Origin of the sequence: Flavisolibacter tropicus (genome assembly GCF_001644645.1) — a bacterium.
GTDB lineage: Bacteria > Bacteroidota > Bacteroidia > Chitinophagales > Chitinophagaceae > Flavisolibacter > Flavisolibacter tropicus.
In genome coordinates this window covers 4,964,892-4,984,434 of the sequence record NZ_CP011390.1, presented here as the reverse complement: position 1 = coordinate 4,984,434, position 19,543 = coordinate 4,964,892, and the positions used below count along the sequence as shown (strand labels likewise).

General features: G+C 41.9%; 13 protein-coding genes. 2 read left to right on the top strand and 11 right to left on the bottom strand.

Translation table 11 applies throughout. The features are described 5' to 3' along the window. Positions 1-3 precede the first annotated feature (3 nt). Positions 4-3,132, bottom strand: coding sequence for a SusC/RagA family TonB-linked outer membrane protein (locus SY85_RS21350; RefSeq protein WP_082886641.1), 3,129 nt, complete (start codon positions 3,130-3,132; stop codon positions 4-6). 515 nt (positions 3,133-3,647) lie between these two features. On the opposite strand from SY85_RS21350, the gene SY85_RS21345 reads away from it, so the two are divergent. Then, positions 3,648-4,412, top strand: a complete 765-nt coding sequence (locus SY85_RS21345; RefSeq protein WP_066407474.1) for a DeoR/GlpR family DNA-binding transcription regulator — start codon at positions 3,648-3,650, stop codon at positions 4,410-4,412. Positions 4,413-4,602: 190 nt separating this feature from the next. Here SY85_RS21345 and SY85_RS21340 read toward each other — a convergent pair whose 3' ends face one another. The 6 genes from SY85_RS21340 to SY85_RS21310 all read right to left on the bottom strand — a co-directional run bounded on the left by SY85_RS21340 (position 4,603) and on the right by SY85_RS21310 (position 11,695). After that, entirely contained in the window at positions 4,603-5,283 is a 681-nt protein-coding gene (locus SY85_RS21340) for a hypothetical protein (RefSeq protein ID WP_066407472.1), read from the bottom strand. Between the two features lie 866 nt (positions 5,284-6,149). Continuing rightward, positions 6,150-8,204, bottom strand: a complete 2,055-nt coding sequence (locus tag SY85_RS21335) for an alpha-ketoacid dehydrogenase subunit alpha/beta (RefSeq protein ID WP_066407469.1) — start codon at positions 8,202-8,204, stop codon at positions 6,150-6,152. Between the two features lie 446 nt (positions 8,205-8,650). Next, on the bottom strand, positions 8,651-9,262 hold the full coding sequence (locus SY85_RS21325) for a fumarylacetoacetate hydrolase family protein (protein ID WP_066407458.1): 612 nt from the start codon (positions 9,260-9,262) through the stop codon (positions 8,651-8,653). A 143-nt stretch (positions 9,263-9,405) separates the two neighbouring features. Beyond that, complete coding sequence (gene pth, locus SY85_RS21320) at positions 9,406-9,984, bottom strand: aminoacyl-tRNA hydrolase (RefSeq protein ID WP_066407455.1); 579 nt, start codon at positions 9,982-9,984, stop codon at positions 9,406-9,408. Between the two features lie 78 nt (positions 9,985-10,062). Then, complete coding sequence (locus SY85_RS21315) at positions 10,063-10,650, bottom strand: 50S ribosomal protein L25 (protein WP_066407452.1); 588 nt, start codon at positions 10,648-10,650, stop codon at positions 10,063-10,065. Between the two features lie 94 nt (positions 10,651-10,744). Further along, positions 10,745-11,695 (bottom strand): ribose-phosphate pyrophosphokinase, encoded by a 951-nt coding sequence (locus tag SY85_RS21310; protein ID WP_066407449.1) that lies wholly within the window; start codon positions 11,693-11,695, stop codon positions 10,745-10,747. A 336-nt stretch (positions 11,696-12,031) separates the two neighbouring features. On the opposite strand from SY85_RS21310, the gene radC reads away from it, so the two are divergent. Further along, on the top strand, positions 12,032-12,712 hold the full coding sequence (gene radC, locus SY85_RS21300; RefSeq protein ID WP_066407440.1) for a RadC family protein: 681 nt from the start codon (positions 12,032-12,034) through the stop codon (positions 12,710-12,712). 256 nt (positions 12,713-12,968) lie between these two features. On the opposite strand, the gene SY85_RS21295 is transcribed toward radC, so the two are convergent. The 4 genes from SY85_RS21295 to SY85_RS21280 all read right to left on the bottom strand — a co-directional run bounded on the left by SY85_RS21295 (position 12,969) and on the right by SY85_RS21280 (position 19,120). Further along, the gene (locus tag SY85_RS21295; RefSeq protein WP_066407437.1) at positions 12,969-13,280 is read right to left on the bottom strand and encodes a DUF3467 domain-containing protein; all 312 of its coding nucleotides are present in this window, start codon (positions 13,278-13,280) and stop codon (positions 12,969-12,971) included. Between the two features lie 100 nt (positions 13,281-13,380). Further along, a complete protein-coding gene (locus SY85_RS21290; protein ID WP_066407435.1) occupies positions 13,381-14,355 on the bottom strand; it encodes a DUF1735 domain-containing protein in 975 nt (324 codons plus the stop codon). 21 nt (positions 14,356-14,376) lie between these two features. Beyond that, positions 14,377-15,978: a SusD/RagB family nutrient-binding outer membrane lipoprotein gene (locus SY85_RS21285; RefSeq protein ID WP_066407434.1), complete on the bottom strand. Its 1,602-nt coding sequence runs from the start codon at positions 15,976-15,978 to the stop codon at positions 14,377-14,379. A 13-nt stretch (positions 15,979-15,991) separates the two neighbouring features. Further along, a complete protein-coding gene (locus SY85_RS21280) occupies positions 15,992-19,120 on the bottom strand; it encodes a SusC/RagA family TonB-linked outer membrane protein (protein WP_066407427.1) in 3,129 nt (1,042 codons plus the stop codon). Positions 19,121-19,543 lie beyond the last annotated feature (423 nt).

The following is a 19,543-nucleotide window of genomic DNA, read 5'->3' as shown; positions in this document are numbered from 1 at the left end:
TGCTTAGAATTTTATATCAATACCAAATGTGAATACTTTAACCTGCGGATAGTAATTACCACCACCTAATGACACACCATCTGATGCACCGGCATTGTAGTTAATTTCAGGATCGTATCCCTGGTAGAATTTGGTACTTGTAAATACGTTTTGTCCGTTTACATAAATAAATGCGCTTTGCATACCTACCTTTCCTAATAAGCGTTTTGGTAGTTCATAACCCAATTGAATATTCTTCACACGTAAGTAAGCAGCACTTCGCATCCATAAAGTAGAGTTCTGCGTATTGTTGGTAGATGTAATGGATACTCTAGGCAGGGCAGCATCCCTGTTATCTGGGGTCCAGTAATCCAACTGCCAAGGCTTGATTGAGCTTGAGTTAGCCGCTGGTATCACATAATGCGAGTTCAAATAACCATCCACTTTACCTACCCCTTGAATAAGCGTGCTCAAACGTATGCCCTTCCATCCCAGGTCCAGATTACCACCATACGTATAGCGCGGAATAGTGCTACCAATAATCACTTTATCGGCATCTGTAATTTTACCATCGGGTGTAGATTTACCATTTGCATCAACAGCACCTGCAATATCTACATATCTAACATCCCCGGGTTTTAAGGTTCCAATCTGTACAGGGCCTTTGTTGATCTCTTCCTGTGTCTGGTAAAAACCATCGGCTCTATAACCGTAAATGGAATTGATCGCATATCCCTCCTGCTGACGTAACAAGTCGCCGGATGACTGACCTTTCATATCCACAATCTTGTTTTTCACATCGGATAAATTCAGTCCTACGCCCAGCTGGAAATCACCCCACTTGTTATCATACCGTGTAGAAACCTCCCAACCTTTATTGCTTACCACGGCAGCGTTCTGGTAAGGAGAAGCAAGACCGGTCAGTTGCGAAGTATTTAGTTTCAGCAGAATGCCATCTGTTGTTTTATCATACCAGTCCAATGTGACAGATAATTTATTAAACAAGCTGGCATCTATACCCACACCTTTCATTACGGTTTCTTCCCAACGTAGATCAGGATTTGATAGCGTTGTTTGCGTGATCATCTGGTAAATATTTCCACCCATGGAAACACTACCCAAAGTCAAGGCTTCTGCGAAAGGATAGTAAGAAGAACCGATATTCTGGTTACCTAACTTACCCCAGGAGCCCCTGATCTTAAGCATGTTCACAATAGGTTTGATATTGTTCATGAAAGACTCATTCGATACAAGCCATCCTGCAGAAAAAGAAGGGAAGGCCGCCCAACGATTGTCTCCGATAAAACGTGAGGTACCATCATATCTTAAATTAGCTTCCAGCAAGTACTTACCCTGGAAGTTATAATTGAACCTGCCAAAGCCAGATACTAATGCCCACTGGTTCTGCGTACCATTATTATCTTTTGTGGCGTTGTCTGCACCAGCTGTCAGTTGTTCGTAAGTATCATACAGAAAATCTCTTCTGTAACCTGACAAGAGTTTCTCATCATAGGTTTCTCTTGACGTTCCAGCCATTACACTGAAGTTGTGATCCTTAAAACTTTTTTGAGCTGTGGCCTGGAATTGATAAGTGCCATAGAAATATCTGTAGGCTGCTTCTGATAGATCGGTGAATGTGTTAGCAGCACCAGCTTCTGATCCATCTTCATAATACGTCATTACACTTTTTGTAAAAGCATGTGTATTACGTGTCAAATAGCGAGGTGCCACCATTCCTGAAAGGGATAACCAGTCGGCAGGCTTATAATTAAGACTCAGGTTGCCCCAGAATTCCAGGTTATTTGTTTTCCGGTTTCCACCATCGGCAATATAACCAACAGGGTTAACTTTCACCCATCCATCAGACCACTTATCAGCGTTGCGAATCGGAATATTGGTAGGCATTCGTCCTAAATAGTTCCAGATGGTTCCTTCATCTGCAATTTGCAAGCGGTCCTTGTTTGTAACAGCTACATCAAACTTGACATTGAACTTATTGCTAGGCGTTATATCCAGGTTATTACGAAATGTATAGCGCTTGAAATTGGTGTTTTTAATGATGCCCTCCTGGTCTACATAACTCAGCGATGGAACAGCACGAACGATTCCGCTGTTTGCCATTACAGAAATAAAATGACTATGCGTTAACCCGCTACCTTGCAATATGGCATCCTGCCAATCGTAGTTAGATGGATTAGCAGCATACTTCTGTCTGAACTTCTCAATGTCCTGATCGCTGTAGATTTTGATGCCATTATCATTCATGCTGGCGTCATTGAACACACGCATGTAGGTTAAACCATCTGTTACTTCTGGAATGGCCGTTGCCATTTGTCTTCCCACATACCCTTTATAGTTTATTGACAGTTTATCCTTAGCTCTTTTGGTAGTGATCAATATCACGCCGTTAGCCGCCCTGGAACCATATATAGCGGAAGAAGCCGCATCCTTTAAAATAGAAATCGATTCTATCAGGTTCGCATCCACATCATCCAGCGATCCGGCTACACCATCAATAATTACTAGCGGGTTACTACTGGAACCACCAAAGGAATTAATGCCTCTGATTCGGATCTGCGCTCCATCGCCGCCGGGAGCACCCGTTTGCGATGTAACGGTTACACCTGGAGCAAGCCCTTGCAATGCATTAGAAGTTGAAACATTGGGCCGTCTCTCCAATTGTTTACTATTAACAACAGCAACAGAGCCGGTTAAGTTGCCCTTCTTTTGTGTGCCATACCCCACCACAACCACTTCATTCAGATTGGCCACATCTCTTTTAAGTGATAGATTCAATACTGATTGTCCATTTACTGTTACCTCGCGCTCTGCAAAGCCAACATTTGAAAAAACCAACACTCCATTACCGGACGATAGCGTAATAGCAAATTCGCCGTTTTCATTGGTGGTTGTTCCAATACTAGATCCTTTCAAGCTGATGCTTACACCGGATAAAGGCTTTTCTTGTTCGTCGGTTACCCTACCCTTCACTTCTCGTTGCTGAAAGAAGCCTTTGGCTTTTACCGGACTAGCCAGTACTAAAAAAAAGAAGAGCAGCGCTGTTACCAGTTTTGGAATCAGGCAAAGCCTGCTGAGCCACTTACGCGCAGTAGATGGCAGCGGTTGTTGGTTGATGAAAGCAATCAATTTCATACGTCTGGAGATGTTAGTTGATGATTGTTAATTATCCGAGCGATGTTAGTTGATGATTGTTAACTATATGTTTATACTAGATTAAATTTCCATTAGTAATGCTGAGCTGCTACCATATAGAATAAAGGGAACAAGACAAAGGCTGGAAAAGCAAGAATAATTCATATAGCGATCTTATTGGGTAATTAGAAAATCGTAAAGGCTATAAAATGCAGCACCTGAATTCCATCACCCCAAGAGCTTATACACAAGAATCAAAAAGCAGTTTATGCATTTCGTGGTTCAATTTTACAAACATTTTTAAGAAAAAGAAAATGTTTTTTAAATATTTTTAAATGTAAATAAACATTTTTAAAGCTTTTGAAAGCTAAAGCTTTCATTTTTATCGGTTTAGTTTTATATTTGATTAAAGAAAATTTAAGCCACGTGATTAAGCACCCTCTACCTTTTCGCTACTTCTTAAAAATGTGGCCTATTCCTTATCTTGTTATTAACCAAAACAAACTGTTCTTATAATGACCATTACCGACAGACACCAATATATTCTTCAGAAATTACAAGAGAATGGACGTGTAGATATTCAGGAGCTAAGTGACGATATCCAGGTTTCCGGTGTAACCATTCGTAAGGATTTAAAAATCCTTGAAGAGCGCAACCTGCTTTTCCGAACAAAAGGTGGCGGCTCTATATCTAACCCCTACACAATAGAGAAACCCATCAATGAAAAGGAATTCATTAAAATTGAAGAAAAGATAAAAATAGCCAAAGCGGCGCTACCATTTACCAACGAAACAGACTCCATTCTTATTGGATCGGGCACAACGGTATTTGAGCTTTCCCGCAGTCTTCATCCATTTAAACACTTAACCGTTATTACGCCTGCTCTCAAAGTGGCTTTGGAGTTACACAACCGTCCCAATGTAGAGGTGCTGCAATTGGGTGGCATTATTCATCAAAGCTCAGCCTCAGCAGCAGGCGGTTTTGCGGAACTGTTATTAAGCAATATTTCCTGCGACATTCTTTTTTTAGGTGTTGACGGCATTGACTTAGAATTTGGCTTATCAATCACCAATTTAACAGAAGCCAGCCTGAACCAGAAAATGATCCACATTGCGCAAAAGGTGATCATTTTAGCAGACAGTTCTAAGTTTGGCCGAAGAGGTTTGGGAAGAGTTTGCGGCCTGGACCAGGTGCATTACATTATTACCGATAACGCTGTTCCAGCTGATATTGTAGCACAGCTCGAAGAAAAGGGCATTAAAGTAATAATAGCTCATTAAGCATTAACGTAGATGGATCCTATTGGCAAGTAAGCCCTGTAATGTAGCCTGTTAGCAGGCTGCACTTACCTACTAAAAATTTTCTTTAGCGGGGACTGTTTGGGGTAAATACAGCAGACCTATTACATCATGCCATAAACAATTACGCTGGGGCTTAGCCCCTATCTTTAACTGTTAGCACTTGGCGTTATTACGTTGTATAACTGAAAGACATATACGCACTATGAAACTTCCGCCTTCGATAGTTTTCTGCATGGCAAACTTCATAGTTCCCATACCTGTATTCATGTTGTCTAGCGCTTTCATTAACCGATGGCTTTGGTACCTGTAGCCTACCATTGGCTTTCACCTTCCTCTTCAGTAGGTATCGCGCCTGTTTTACCACTTTGGGTGGTGAAGACAGGACAGGCATTTTCGTGGCAGGTGCCACTGTTGGTAGAGCTATGTCAGGTTGGCTATTTGGCGATTTTATGGCTGTACTATTTACATCAGGTGAACTACTATTTTTAGGCGTAGCAATTACACTCCCCTCTACTAGTCTTTTACAATGCGCCATCAGCAGTTCCTGTGCTTCTTCTTTTGTATGGCCCTGGTACAACCACTTATTGACCATGCCAGTTAACCTGGCAAACAACCCGGGTTTGCGCACGGTCCCTGGCAGCTGGCGGTAGTACACGCGCTTCACCATTTTGGCGGCTACGCCAAACCTATCGGCATTGGCCATGGTACGTTTGAGGTTAGGATCCTTGCGCATCATTTTAGCGCTTTTATAATCCCCTTTGCTACGCAGGTAATAGGTATCTCCTAACTTATAGAAGATGATGCCATCAATGGTGCCGGTAATGAAGACGGGGCCTACTTGTTTTGCCATGGTGTACGGGTTAAAAAGTGAATCGTTAGTGGTTAACAACCAATAACTATACTAAATATTTTAGCAAACTTACACTTCCAACTTCCCCTTTCAAAACCTTTCGCCCCCTTTATTTATACACATGTAGGCCACTTCTAATATCATTAAACCCCCTGCGTCAATCTGCGTCAGCTGCGGTCCCCCATGCAGCGTAAAGCGCCCTTTTCACGGCTTGCCGCTTGAAGGGTATCGCTTGCAGCTTTCCTCACTCACCACTCACCACTCACGAGCCGGGCTTTCTCCTTCTTCCCAATACCCTAATTCCCAATTCCATCTCTCTTCATTGAACATTGAGTATCGAAAATTGAGCATTGAACATTTCCTCCCTTCTATATTCATCATTCCTTGTTCCTTGTTCATTATTCTTCCCCTACCAGCCTCCATTAATCCTAAAATAAAGTCGTAATAATCAGAGCTGAAACTGCTCTCAAAGCGAAGAGTTTAAATGTACTTATTTTTCCTTTTAGGCAGGATCAGATGCTGAAACAAGTTCAGCATGACAGCTAAAGGCCTTACATATTTCAAACTTATCTTAGATGCGAGTCTCTGAGATCCTTCGCTATCGCTCTGGATGACAAATGCCAGAGTCATTATGGTTGGCAGGCAGGTTATAAGGAGGAGGGAATGACGCCAAACGTGTAAGAGTTTCCCAAAGCACTATTGCCATAAAATAGAAAAGCACTCCAACCTAGGGAGTGCTTTTTTTATTTGTAAGAGAGTTTATTCTTTACTGTTCTCTGTGCCCCTTTGTGATCTCCCTGCCTCTGTGGTTCCCAGAAGCATGGCCTTCTCCCCCTTTAGGGGGCGGGGGCGTGCAGTGGCTTGCACTAGTACCCTAACAACTGCACCAAGCGCTCTTTTACTTTTTCTGCATTGGGCAGCATGGCTGCCTCTAGTCCCATGTTCAATGGAACGGCGGGTAGATTCAGGGCACCCAATACATCCACAGGGGCATCGAGGAAGCGGAAGCAGTTCTTGGAAATGCGTCCGGCCAGGGCCTCTGCAAAAGAGTTGTTTTGTTGCTCCTCGGTTAATATCAGGCATTTACCATGCTTCTGCACAGTGGCATAGATCAATTCTTCATCTAATGGGAACAGCGTACGCAGATCTACCACTTCTATTTGGTTATTGAAGAATTTGGCAGCCGCTTTTGCCCAGTATACGCCCATACCATAGGTAATGATACAAGCGCTTTCCCCATTCTCTATAGCCTCTTCGCTGGCTTTGAGCACTACAGCTCCTTTACCAAAGGGCAGCACATAATCGCGGGATGGTTCAATGGTTTTAGCATCTTCGGTACCTGGCACTTTACTCCAGTACAGGCCTTTGTGCTCCAGCATTACTACCGGGTTTGGATCATAATAGGCTGCCTTCATCAAGCCTTTCATATCGGCAGCGTTGGAAGGGTAAGCAATCTTAATTCCTTTGATACTTAACAGGGTGCTTTCTACGCTACCGCTGTGGTAGGGGCCGCCCCCACCGTAGGCACCAATGGGCACCCTGATGATAGTAGATACGGGGAATTTACCACAAGACAGGTAACAGGATTTTGATATTTCGGTTACCAGCTGGTTAAAGCCGGGATAGATATAATCGGCAAATTGTACCTCTACAATCGGCTTCAGTCCTACTGCACTTACACCTACTGTTGAGCCTATGATATAGGCCTCTTGAATAGCGGTATTGAAGACTCGTTGATCACCAAACTGGTCGCCCAGCGTAGCCGCCTCGCGGAACACACCACCTAAGCGCTTACCTACATCCTGGCCGTAAAGCAGGCATTCTGGATTTTCTTCCATCAGCTCACGGATGGCAAACAGAGCGGCATCTACCATGATCACCTTGTCTTTGCCTGCTGGCTGGCGCTCGCCCTTCTCTTCTGTTATGGGTGTAGGCACAAATACGTGCTCGCCCACCTTTGAAGGATCAGGCTCTGTTGCCGCCACCGCCTTGTCAAATTGCTGTTTAATGGTAGCGGTTACCTCCTCTTCTATAACACGAACAACATCTTCTGTTACTGAATTCAACAGCTTTTCGCGCAACTTAGGTAGCGGGTCGTTTTGAGCATGCTTAGCCAGGTCTTCATCTGTCCGGTAAAACTCCTTGCGTACACCACTGGTATGGTGGTTTAACAGAGAGCACTTGGCATGTACCAGCCAAGGCTTGCGGTGTTCGCGCACATGGTTTACCACCTTACGCATGGTATCGTACGATGCGGCAAAGTCGGTCCCATCTACCCTTATTTTATTTAATCCCTTAAAACCTTCTGCATATTCGTAAGCATCCATGGCGCGGCCTTCTGCCGATGTTACACTGATGCCCCATTCATTGTCCTGTATTAAATAGATGATGGGGAGGTTTTTCAATACAGCAAACTGCAAGGCTTCACTCACCTCGCCCTCTGTTACAGAGGCGTCGCCTAATGAACAAATGACTACTGGTTTTTCTTCATCGTTGTTAGTCCAGTATCCTTTGACGTGTTCTTTATATTGAATACCCTGTGCTACGCCGGTTGTAGGAATAACCTGCATACCAGTAGCACTGCTTTGATGAATGATCTTGGGTTTATCGTCTGCTAGTGAATTGGGGTGCGAGTAATAGCTTCTGCCCCCTGTAAATGGATCGTCGCCCTTTGTCAACAGTTGCAACATTAGCTCGTAAGGTGTCCATCCCATGCCCAGTAACAGGCTCTCATCGCGGTAATAAGGGCTTACCCAATCCTGCGGTTTCAACTGAAAAGCGGCAGCCAGCTGAATGGCCTCATGCCCGCGGGAGGTAGAATGTACATACTTAGTAATAGGCCGGTTTGCTTCATAGGTTTCGGCCATTACTTTCACACTATACATTAGCCGGTACGTCTCTAACAATATATTTTTATCCATCCGATATAGCTAAGGCCGCAAATTTAGGTGAAGCTAGGAGATAAAAGTGTAGAAAGAGGAAAGGGAATTAGCTGATTAGCTGATGTGAAGATTAGCTGATGAGGGTTAACAAGTTGAGAAGTTGACAAGGAAGGGAATAATGAACAAGGAACAAGGAATGATGAAGGAGGAAGGGAGACGGAATTGGGGATTTGGAATTGGATGAAAAAGAGAGAGGAATATTGAACAAGGAACAAGGAAGGAAGAAGGGAGGAAAAGCTGCGAGCTGGGAGAAAAAGTCAACAGTCCACAGACGACAGTCCACAGAAGGAAAGACAGTGGTTGATGGTGAATGGGCTGTTTGCGTGCAGCTTGTAGCGTATAGCTTGCAGCTATTCTAACCAATCTGCGATAAAAAGAAAGCCGCCCTTCAAACAAGGCGGCTCATTAGCTAGCAATCGTCCGAATTATTTAACCTCTAAATTGAGTAGCGTTTCCTCTTCCATAGTGCCTTCCAACTCATCTCCTACTACTACCTCTCCTACTCCAGCGGGTGTGCCTGTAAATATCAGGTCGCCAATGTTAATAGAAAAGTAGTTGGAGATATAAGACACGATGTAGTCAAAGTTGTGCAGCATGTTTTTGGAATTTCCCTGTTGCACTATCTCTTTATTTTTAAGTAAGGTGAAGTTGATATTACTACGGTCTTTTATATTGGGCAATGGGATCCATTTACCAATAACAGCGGAATTGTCCCAGGCTTTAGCTTTTTCCCAAGGCAGGCCTTTCTCCTTTAATTCATTCTGTATGTCGCGGGCTGTAAAGTCGATACCGACTGTGACGGCGTCGTAATACTTAGAGGCAAACTTCTCTTGAATGTACTTTCCGTTCTTAGAAATACGCAGTACCAATTCACACTCGTAATGTAGTTCATTGGTAAACTCCGGGTAGTAAAAGGGGGTGTGCGACTGAAGTAGTGCGCTTTTGGGTTTCATGAATATCACAGGTTCATCTGGGATTGCATTACCTAACTCTTGTGCATGGGCCGCATAGTTTCTTCCGACGCAGAATATTTTCATAATAATTAAGGTGTTTAGATATGATCGGATACTTACTTGGTGTCGTTGTTCATCCGTTATATCGGCTTTCGGGGGGAGATTGGATTTCCTAAAATGGTAACAGGATACAGAATAGCGCTAAAATAAGTATAAACCTTTATTACTCATAGCGAAAAATCAATCTTATTTATTGCATTCATGGTAGCAGCTATTCCAATTGTGGAAAAGCTCTCAATAACTTCAGCACTTTTATCAATCTTTAGTTTGACCAAAGGCACTTCTTCCGGTGTCCATTTCCCCAACACAAAATCAACCTGTCTACCTCTTGCAAAATTGCTACCAATACCAAAACGAAGTTTTGGATACTCGGTTGTACCCAGCATGGCTTGTATATCTCTCAGGCCATTATGGCCTGCATCACTACCACCTGGGCGCAGGCGTAGTTTACTCAATGGCAAGGCCAGATCATCTACTATTACAAGAATATTCTCTATTGCTATCTTTTCCTTGTCCAGCCAGTATTTCAAGGCCTGACCGCTACGATTCATGTAGGTGGTTGGGCAAATACAAATAAACAGTCTTCCTTTCCAGCGAACTTCGGCTTTATAGGCCAGTCTGTCGGATTGAAAACTACCTCCATGCTTTCGAACAAAGGCGTTTACTACATCAAAGCCAATATTATGTCGGGTATTTTCATACTCATTTCCAATGTTCCCCAGCCCAACGATCAAAAATTTAGTCATAGCGATTGCAAATATCGGTTCCTATCTAAAACAAAAAGTCCCACTCGCGTGGGACTTTTGTAGAAAGCTTCTTTCTGATTATTTCTTTTTCGCAGGAGTAGCAGCAGCTTCTTCCTGACGCAAAGCACGTGTAGTAACAACAGAAGCTACAGGAATACGAGGGGAGTTAATTACTTCGTAGTTCTCTGTTTTTACGTCTTCAACACGAATGTTGTCACCAACGTTCATATGTTCAACGTTAACTTCAATTTGCTCTTTCAAATACTTTGGATACGTTTTTACTTTCAACGCTTTCATCTTTGTAACCAGACGACCACCAGCGCGCACACCAGCAGCAGTACCTACAAAGCTCAATGGAATAGTAGCGATCACTTTTTTGTCTTCAACCAGCTCTAAAAGATCGATGTGGATCAGCTCATCGGAAGTTTTATCGAACTGCAGATCTTTCAAAATGCAACGATAGGTTTTACCGTCAACTGTTACTTCAGCAATCTGAAAGCTTGGTGTGTATACTATTGGGCGTACCGCCTTAGCAGGAGCAGCGAAATTGATCTCCTGAGCACCCCCGTAAATTACACCAGGCACTAGTTCCTGAGAGCGAAGTTGGCGGGTGGCTGACTTGCCATGTTCGGTCCTCAGTTGTCCTTCGATAGTAATTGTCTTCATTATATGACTGTTTAAAAATTGACATTATTGGTGAATAGTGAGTGGTGAATGGTGAGTTATCTTACTCATTATTCATTACTTCTACTCCTTAACCTTACATTTCTCTCCGCTGAGAGTGAATGAACAGGTTGTTGATGCTCTTGTTTTCGTAGGCGTTGCGGATGGCTACTGCAAACAACTCGGCAACACTAATTACTTTGATCTTAGAAGACTCTTGCTTCAGCGGAATAGTATCGCAAACAATCAGTTCTTCTAACACACTGTTCTCAATATTCTGGAACGCTTTACCACTTAATACCGGATGTGTAACCAATGCCCTAACGCTACGAGCGCCTTTTTCTTTTAAAAGAGCAGCACTTTTAGCCAGTGTTCCTGCTGTATCGCAGATGTCATCAATGATCACAATATCTCTATCTGTCACATCCCCGATCACTACCATGCTGGCAATCTCATTTGCACGTTTACGGTGCTTATCGCAGATTACCATTTCAGCCTCAAAATAGCTGGCTATTTCCCTGATGCGGTTTGTTGCACCCACGTCAGGGGCCGCAAAAGTAAGGTTTTCCAGCTTCAATTGTGTTATATAAGGTATAAAAACGGCCGAGCTGTCGAGGTGATCCACTGGAATATCAAAAAATCCCTGTATCTGTGGCGCGTGTAAATCCATGGTGATCACACGGTGTGCACCAGCAGCCGTAAGCATATTAGCTACCAACTTGGATCCAATTGCTACACGGGGCTTGTCTTTACGATCCTGGCGGGCATAACCATAATAAGGTATAACCGCTACGATTCTGTGTGCAGAAGCACGGCGAGCGGCATCAATCATCAGGAGCAGCTCCATCAAATTGTCACTAGGCGCGCAGGTACTTTGTACCAGAAAAACTACATCGCCACGAATACTTTCTAAGAAAATCGGCTGGATCTCGCCGTCGCTAAATCGTTGAATATTAATCTTTCCAGGAGTTATACCATAACGCTTACAAATCTGTTCTGTAAGATGCTGGGATCCTGTACCAGAGAAAATTTTGGCAGTGGGTAACATAACGAAAAATGTGCGGCGAAGATAGGATTTGCCGCACATTTGTTCGAGTAAAAAAACTTGCTAGTAATCAACAGATGCCGTGGCAGCTGAATTTGAAGTGGTTAATTTATTAACTGTGGGCTCGTCACCATTTAAGGTGTAGTACACCGTGCGGCAAACATAAAAAGCTAAAAAAAGTGAAATGCCGTAAACAAGCGCGAAAAATAATATTGGGTGTAATGCGCCCATGCTGGATGTAGAGTTGCGGTTCATAGGAGGTTTTAGGTTTTTGATTGGTTTTATAGGATTGTTAACGTTTATAAAAATATTAACTTCATTTCAACCATGCAATAGAACATGTACTCTATAAAAGACTGGGCAAAAGACGATAGACCACGCGAAAAACTACGCATGAAAGGGGCTCAAGCCCTTTCCGACTCTGAGTTATTAGCAATTTTAATAACGAATGGAACCCGCCAAAAAACGGCCTTAGACCTGGCAAAAGAAGTTTTACAATTAGGTAAAAACAATTTACCCCAGCTAGGTAAACTTACTGTGCGCGACTTAATGAAAGTAAAAGGAATAGGCGAAGCCAAGGCAATTTCGATAGTGGCCGCCCTTGAAATTGGGCGCCGCCGGGAAGCGACAGCCTCCCGCCAAAAGGAAATTATTAGCAGTAGTGCAGATGTGGCGGCTTACTTACAAACCCTTTTAAAAGACTACCAGCACGAGGTATTTGCCGTACTATTCCTAAACCGTTCTAACAAGGTCAATCATTTTCAAATTATCAGCGAGGGCGGTATTACCGGTACAGTGGCAGATCCAAGGATCATTCTCAAACGGGCACTGGAAGAAAATGCTGTCAGCTTAATACTTTGCCACAACCATCCTTCCGGAAGTTTAAAACCCAGTCGCGCAGATGAAGAGCTAACTCAAAAAATCAAAGAGGCTGCCCGTTTTTTTGATATCAAGGTGCTGGATCACTTAATTGTTAGTGAAGATGGGTATTTCAGTTTTGCGGATGAGGGGATACTTTAGCGCCCAGCACACCCCCGCCCCTAAAGGGGAGGGCTCGGCTCGTGAAACGTCAAACGTGAGACGTGAAAAGGAAGTCGACAGTTCTGTCTTATCCTACATAAGAAAAGCACTCCCTTGGTGGAGTGCTTTTCTTATTTATGGTGCTATTAATCTTTTGGTTTTGTGTGGTTGGCTAATAACTATTCACTAATGACCAATGACTAGCCTGGCTTTCGCCGCCCTGCCCTCCCCTTTAGGGGCCGGGGGCGTGCCGCCCTTATGCTTGTGCAGCAGGGCCACCGAAATGGAGTGGGATCTGCACTTCTTCTAAGTCTTTGATTTCGCCGTTAGCCGCTTCATAGCGTTGTACATTTTCGATCAGAGCCTTCATAAAACGCTTGGCATGTTGCGGGGTAAAGATGATCCGAGATTTTACCTTGCTCTTAGGTGTACCCGGCATTACATTCACAAAGTCAACGACAAACTCCGCGTGTGAATGGGTAATAATAGCCAGATTGGCGTAGGTACCTTCAGCTATTTCTTCGGTGATTTCTATGTTGATGCCTTGTTGGGGTTGTTGATCTGTCATGTATTTAAGTTTCAGTATTAGCGAAGGTATAATTTATACAATACCCTAAAACAAAATGGCTGCAAGTGCAGCCATTTTGTTTAAACGGATAATCAACCTATTAAGGTCGAGGACCTTTATATTCCAATTTTTCGGTAATCAACGCTTTGTTTGCACCATTTTGAGTTAAAATATAACTTACTTGTAAAGTAGATGGCGTGTTACCATTAAATGTAAACTTATTAACTCCTGTTGGATCCAGCTTGGCATCGCGACCCTGTGTGTTACCAATATAAGGAGCGTGATTAGTTACAGCTTTTACGCTAAGAGTTGTTGGATCCATTTCAAATACTGGAGCAAAGTTGCCATAGTATGTACCTGAGCCATTATTCAAAAATCTGTATCCATACGTACCAGAATTCAGGTTTGGATCGAAATACGCTACAGAGTTAGCCCCTACTGTTACCAAATGTACTGTTTTAGGGTATGCTTTTGTAGCTGCTGCACCTATTTGAACGTCTTGAAAAGTGGCATTATCTGCCTTTATTTCATAAACACCATCGTATTTATTTTTAGCACCTACTCTGTAAACTACAGTACCAAAATTGCCGCTAATATTTCCTTTTGTTGCAGAAGTGATTGCTAAAGGCAAACCATAAGTCTTTGACAAGTCAAATTGGTTAGGCTTGAATGTAATTACAACCTTTGCATTTCTTGAACCTTTAGGAATAACTACACTGGTAGGTACAGAATACAAGCTGGTAGGTAAAAGCGTATAACTTGTTTTGTTAGCAGTGTTATAAGTTGTTAAAGCATCAGATTTAACAGCTAACTGCACTGTAATGTCCTCTGGAGCGGCAGCTTCATCGCCGGCATAATTTACATATACTTCAAGTTGAGCCTCGGGAACTACTTCAAAAGACTTACTAAACAAAGGATATGGGCTTGTTGTAGAAGACTCAATTGCGCCTAAGTTTGCAAACTCAACAACATTGTCCACTTTATCAGGGTCAAAAAGTGACTTATCCTTCAAGCATGAGCTAAGACATACAGCCGTAGCTAGCATGGATACTAATATCTTAAATGATTTTTTCATAATTCAATAAGTTTAAAAAGATTAAAGTGCCCAGAAAATTTTAGAAGTGAAAGCATTGATGCCTTTAGGCACATTATTTTGGTTGTATCTGAATTCAGATTCAGGATATAAAAGCCTTGTAGGTAGCTTCTCCGTATTTGTTGATTGAGATACAGTTGATGCAAACGTCAATCTAGAGTTAGCAGAACCCGCAACAATTTTAGGATAACCTGTTCTTCTATACTCATTCCAAGCTTCATGGCTCAAAATCATATTCAGTGCAATATACTTTTGCGTAATGATTGCTTCGATCTTTTCTTGATTAGTAGTAGCTGCATCAAAATTTACTAAATAGTTAGAACTATTGGCAGTAACGTACTTCGTTGTTGCAACAACAGCAGAATCTGCCGCAGCCGCTGCGGCTAAGACATTACCTGCAGCATCTTTCATTAAGTATCTGAAAGAGGCTTCGAGGCCTTTATTAAAATTAGCCTTAGCATTATTCGAAGTAATGGTGCGCACGTCAGCTTCAGCTTGTAAGAAATAGCTTTCAGCGGCCAGCATGATTGGTTGTCCAGCATCTGCAGCTTTGAAGATACCTCTGGCAGAAGATGTAGCATTAGCAGCTAAAATCCAAGAGTTAGGAGTAGCACCTTTAGCGGCATTGGTAGCTTGGCTACCTAACTGGTTTGTAGGTGTACTTGTACCATTAGTGCCAGACCATTCTTTATACGTCAGTTTACCACGAACAGTATCTAACACTTTATTTCCATCATAGAAAGAAAGAATAAATGGAGTTGGTACATATTGTCCACCACGAGTTACAGCTGCACTGGCTGCAGTGTAAGCAAAGTAGTCCCAAAGTGGGTTTTGCTTACCGTCTATTTTTGTATAACCAGGGTTAACAATAGCGTCATCAGTTAAGAAGCCAGCAGCATCAAAGGTTGTATTAGCAAAACTTACTTTGCCACTTCCGCGAACTACTAATCTTAACTTCAAAGTATTAGCAAATTGCTTCCACTTGTTAACATCGCCTTTAAACAGCGGGTCTGAACCAGAAGCTAAAGCTGTTGGCTTTTTACTGTCATCAGTCTGCGCTTGAGCAGCTTTGATTTGAGCAATAGCTGCGTCTAATTGAACAGCCAGGTCTTTATAAATGTCCTGAGCTTTATCATACTTTGGCAACAAATTCTTTGTTCCATTGAATGCTTCTGTATAAGGCACATCATTGTAAGTATCAACCAGCAATTCAAAGTTATATGCCTTCATGATCTTTGCTGCTGCATTATGATAAGCATAGGTTTCTTTGCCTTCTGTGTTATTAATTACATATTGGAAATCTTCTAAGATATCGTAAGTAGTATTCCAAAGACCTGCAAAATCTGCAGTAGTGTAGTTGTAAGAGATGATTGATCCCCATCCGCTTACACCACCACCATTAGCTAAATAACCTACAGTTTGTGCACCGTAAAAATTGAAGGTAGGAACGGTGTTAGCAGTACGTGTAATAGCTTGAGGCAATACTAATTCAGGCGTTGATGAAGTAGGATCGTTTGGATTCTCATTGATATCCAGGTATTTTTTACAGGAAGGCAACGCTACAATCACAGCCCCTGCTATTAATATATTTTTTAATTTTTTCATGATTACTTAAAGGTTAGAATGTTAAAGAGATGGTTGCGCCAAAATAACGAGAAGGAGGTGTTTGTCCTAAGTTGGTCAGACCAATGGCGTTACCACTGCTAGAACCGTTACCATCACTGTATTCAGGATCGGTATACACGTTTGATTCAGGTAATAAGATCAACAGGTTACGTCCTTGAACACTTACAGTAGCTCCTTTGATGAACTTGGTTTTGTTCAGCACTGATGCAGGCACATCATAAGCAAGAGATACTTCACGTAATTTCCAGAATGCAGCAGATGTTACATAGTTCTCATGGATACCAGTACGAGGACCAGCAATTGTCCAATAACCAGGACCACCGTCACGAACAGTTACGTTTGTATTGGCAATGTAAGTACCAGGTTTTGTAGGATCTTCATAAGAAGAGTTTGGAATTACAAAACGCTCACGGTTAAATACAGTTGAATTATAAGAAGCACCAGAGAAGTCGAAAGTACTTCCACCAGCATTGTAGATATAGTGACCACCGCGGTATTCAGCTAATGCACTTAAGCGGAAGCTTTTAAACTTCACATTTAAATCAGCACCTACAATATGCTTAGGTGTTGCACTACCTAAGATTGATATAGTATCAGTTGCCGTTGGATAACCAGTGATACGATCTACGATGATACGACCTTCTGGATCTCTCTTATGAGTAGTACCCATCAATACAGGGAAAGGTTGACCAGCAACAGCATAAGAACCAGCACCGCTTGCATAAGCACCCAGTGTTAAACGAGGTAAGTCGCTGCTGATAGAGATAACTTTATTTTGGTTATACGTATAGTTACCACCTACAGTAACTTCCCAGTTCTTGCTTCTTAAAGGAGTAACATGCAAAGCTGCCTCGATACCTTTACTGGATGTTAAACCAGTGTTTACTAAGTAGCTAGAGAAGCCGGTTGTACCAGAGATACCGGTAGCAACTGTTTGGTCTTTTGTTTCAGTGCTGAAGTAAGTGAAATTACCATTGATTCTTTGCTTCAATAAGCTTACATCAAAACCAGCTTCATAACCAGTTGTAATTTCTGGCTTCAAGTTATCAGAAACGATTTGGTTACCTACGCTATAACCACCTTGGCCATTATAAGGATAACCAGCACCTTGTCCGAAGGTAGTTTCTAAGCGATAAGCACCAAAGTTACCACCCAGGTTCACCTGGCCCACCTTAGACCAACCAGCTCTTACTTTTAACATATCGATAGCAGCAATGTTCTTAAGCGCTTCGATAGCGTCAGAAGCAACAAAAGAAACATCAACTGAAGGATAGAAGAATGATCTGTTTTCTGGAGACAATGTTGAAACCCAATCATTACGACCAGTAGCGTGTAAGAATAAATAGTTATTGTAGCCAATAGTCATATCACCATAAGCACCAAACTGGCGACCAACATAATTAGCTTCAGAGGCTGAAGGCGTATTCGTACTATTTCCTAAATTAAATACGCCAGGTACAACTAGACCGTTTACAGATGCACTCATTGATTTAGATTCGTCATGACGAATACTGGCACCTGTAGTTAAACGGAATGAGAAATCCTGAACATTTTTTCTAAAGCTAGCCAAGAAGTCGGAGTTGATACGAGTCAGGTAAGAAGAACCATCTTCTACACTACCAACGATATCAGACTTTTTATAGGTACCATGTGTAGTATTTTTTGTATAAGCACTGTATCTGAAGATATCAGAAGAGTTCGTATACGATTGGTTTCTAGTGCTGATACCTATACGATAAACTAAATCCATCCATTTTACTGGAGCATATTTAAACTCTGAACTTCCTACAAAGTAGTCGTTCCTGTTTAACTGGCGATAGTTATCGGCTAAGAAATAAGGGTTGTTATAAAAATCATTATAATAACCATTAGGGTTAGCAAATGGATTGTTTCTCCAATCTTTATACTGCGTTAATGGCGCATTTGCTGGCGTGTTCAACAGGTTATTATAAATAGATGCTGTCTGTGTAGTGATATTATATCTATTTTGAGTATAACCAGCCGTATACGTTAAATCTAAATTGTTCAACAGCTTTGTTGTACCATTTAAGCGTAAAGAAGCACGATTATATTTATCTCCAGGGGTAGTACCTTTTACATCGGCATACTGACCAGAGAAATAAACGGTTGAGCGATCAGTACCACCAGTAACAGAAAGATCTGTTTGGTTAGTAATACCCGTCTCCCAGAAATCTTTCTTACCATTTGTATTTACATAAGGTGCTTTCTGGATAGAACCATCAGCAAGCGCATTACCAAGCTCTCTTATAGAACCATCAAACTCAGGTCCATACTGTTGGTTCTCGTAAGAAAGGTACGTTTGAACATCATTTGAAGAACCAGAACCAAATCTTGTATTCAATTTAGGATAAAAGGCAACCTGCTCCAGGGTTACTGTATTAGCCAGCTTTACAGCCATCTTGCCGCGAGCGCCTTTTTTAGTTGTAATCAACAAGGCACCGTTTGAAGCTTCAGAACCATATAAGGCTGCCGCACTTGGACCGTTCAAAACCGTTACATCAGCAACGTCTTCAGGGTTCAAATTACTTAAAACCGCATTTGGTACAATTACGTTATCTAATACTACTAAGGCTTCGTTATTACCAGTTAAGGAACGCATACCTCTTAAAACTAAGCGATAGTTAGGGTTAACACCACTGCTAACACCACTGATTTGTAAACCAGCTACTTTACCCTGTAAACCACCAGCAATGGTTACTGGCTTAGATGCAGTAAGCGCTTCACTTTTTACAACAGTTGAATTATAACCTTGTTCTTTTTGTCTAACGCGTAGACCACCAGCGGCAGTTACTACTACTTCTTGTAAGTTGCTAGCACCAATGGCAAGTGAAATGTTTTGCGCGTTTCCAGTTGGAGCAACTGTTTGTGCCACATGTCCGGTTGCGGAGATTGTTAATTTAGAGTTTGCGCCAACATTAATTTTATAATTACCGTTAGCATCGGCTGTAGTAGCATTTTTAGTACCAGCCTCCGTAATAGTGGCAAATGGAATGGGCGCTCCATTTGCATCAGTGATTCTGCCCGTCACTGTGCGAGTTTGACCAAATGCTAATGCACCACAGAGCATTAGCATCGTAAACATTGATGCAGTTTTTCTCATGTAAACGTTTGTTTTAATAAATAAAAATCGTGATTAAGAATGGCTTAGGGTAAATAGGTCTAATGATTAGGGATTCTATCTTGTGCATTTTTATGGACGGCCAAGATAAAGTATTTAACACATATTTATAAAAATCTTTACTTATTTATTTTACATCTAAAGATCAATCATATGTTTATGCGCGAATAACACTATATGAGGGATAAGGCAACATTAGTTAGTAAAATACTGCATATGTTCAACATTTTATTTAATAGTATTATACATTTCACTTTAACTAACAAATGCATCTGTTAGGTTGATATAGGGCCTTCAGAAATCTCTGTGTTGGCAGCCTGTTAGCGTTGGTTTTGCTGGATTACAATTTATTCTATTTTACGAAGATAAGCGCACATGTAGCCGGTTACAATTGTCTTTAAAATT

Coding starts and splice junctions, on each gene's coding strand:
- SY85_RS21350 (WP_082886641.1), bottom strand. CDS start 3,132: ATGAAATTGATTGCTTTCATCAACCAACAACCGCTGCCATCTACTGCG.
- SY85_RS21310 (WP_066407449.1), bottom strand. CDS start 11,695: ATGTTACCCACTGCCAAAATTTTCTCTGGTACAGGATCCCAGCATCTT.
- pth (WP_066407455.1), bottom strand. CDS start 9,984: ATGACTAAATTTTTGATCGTTGGGCTGGGGAACATTGGAAATGAGTAT.
- SY85_RS21325 (WP_066407458.1), bottom strand. CDS start 9,262: ATGAAAATATTCTGCGTCGGAAGAAACTATGCGGCCCATGCACAAGAG.
- SY85_RS21335 (WP_066407469.1), bottom strand. CDS start 8,204: ATGGATAAAAATATATTGTTAGAGACGTACCGGCTAATGTATAGTGTG.
- SY85_RS21285 (WP_066407434.1), bottom strand. CDS start 15,978: ATGAAAAAATTAAAAAATATATTAATAGCAGGGGCTGTGATTGTAGCG.
- radC (WP_066407440.1), top strand. CDS start 12,032: ATGTACTCTATAAAAGACTGGGCAAAAGACGATAGACCACGCGAAAAA.
- SY85_RS21280 (WP_066407427.1), bottom strand. CDS start 19,120: ATGAGAAAAACTGCATCAATGTTTACGATGCTAATGCTCTGTGGTGCA.
- SY85_RS21345 (WP_066407474.1), top strand. CDS start 3,648: ATGACCATTACCGACAGACACCAATATATTCTTCAGAAATTACAAGAG.
- SY85_RS21290 (WP_066407435.1), bottom strand. CDS start 14,355: ATGAAAAAATCATTTAAGATATTAGTATCCATGCTAGCTACGGCTGTA.
- SY85_RS21340 (WP_066407472.1), bottom strand. CDS start 5,283: ATGGCAAAACAAGTAGGCCCCGTCTTCATTACCGGCACCATTGATGGC.
- SY85_RS21295 (WP_066407437.1), bottom strand. CDS start 13,280: ATGACAGATCAACAACCCCAACAAGGCATCAACATAGAAATCACCGAA.
- SY85_RS21315 (WP_066407452.1), bottom strand. CDS start 10,650: ATGAAGACAATTACTATCGAAGGACAACTGAGGACCGAACATGGCAAG.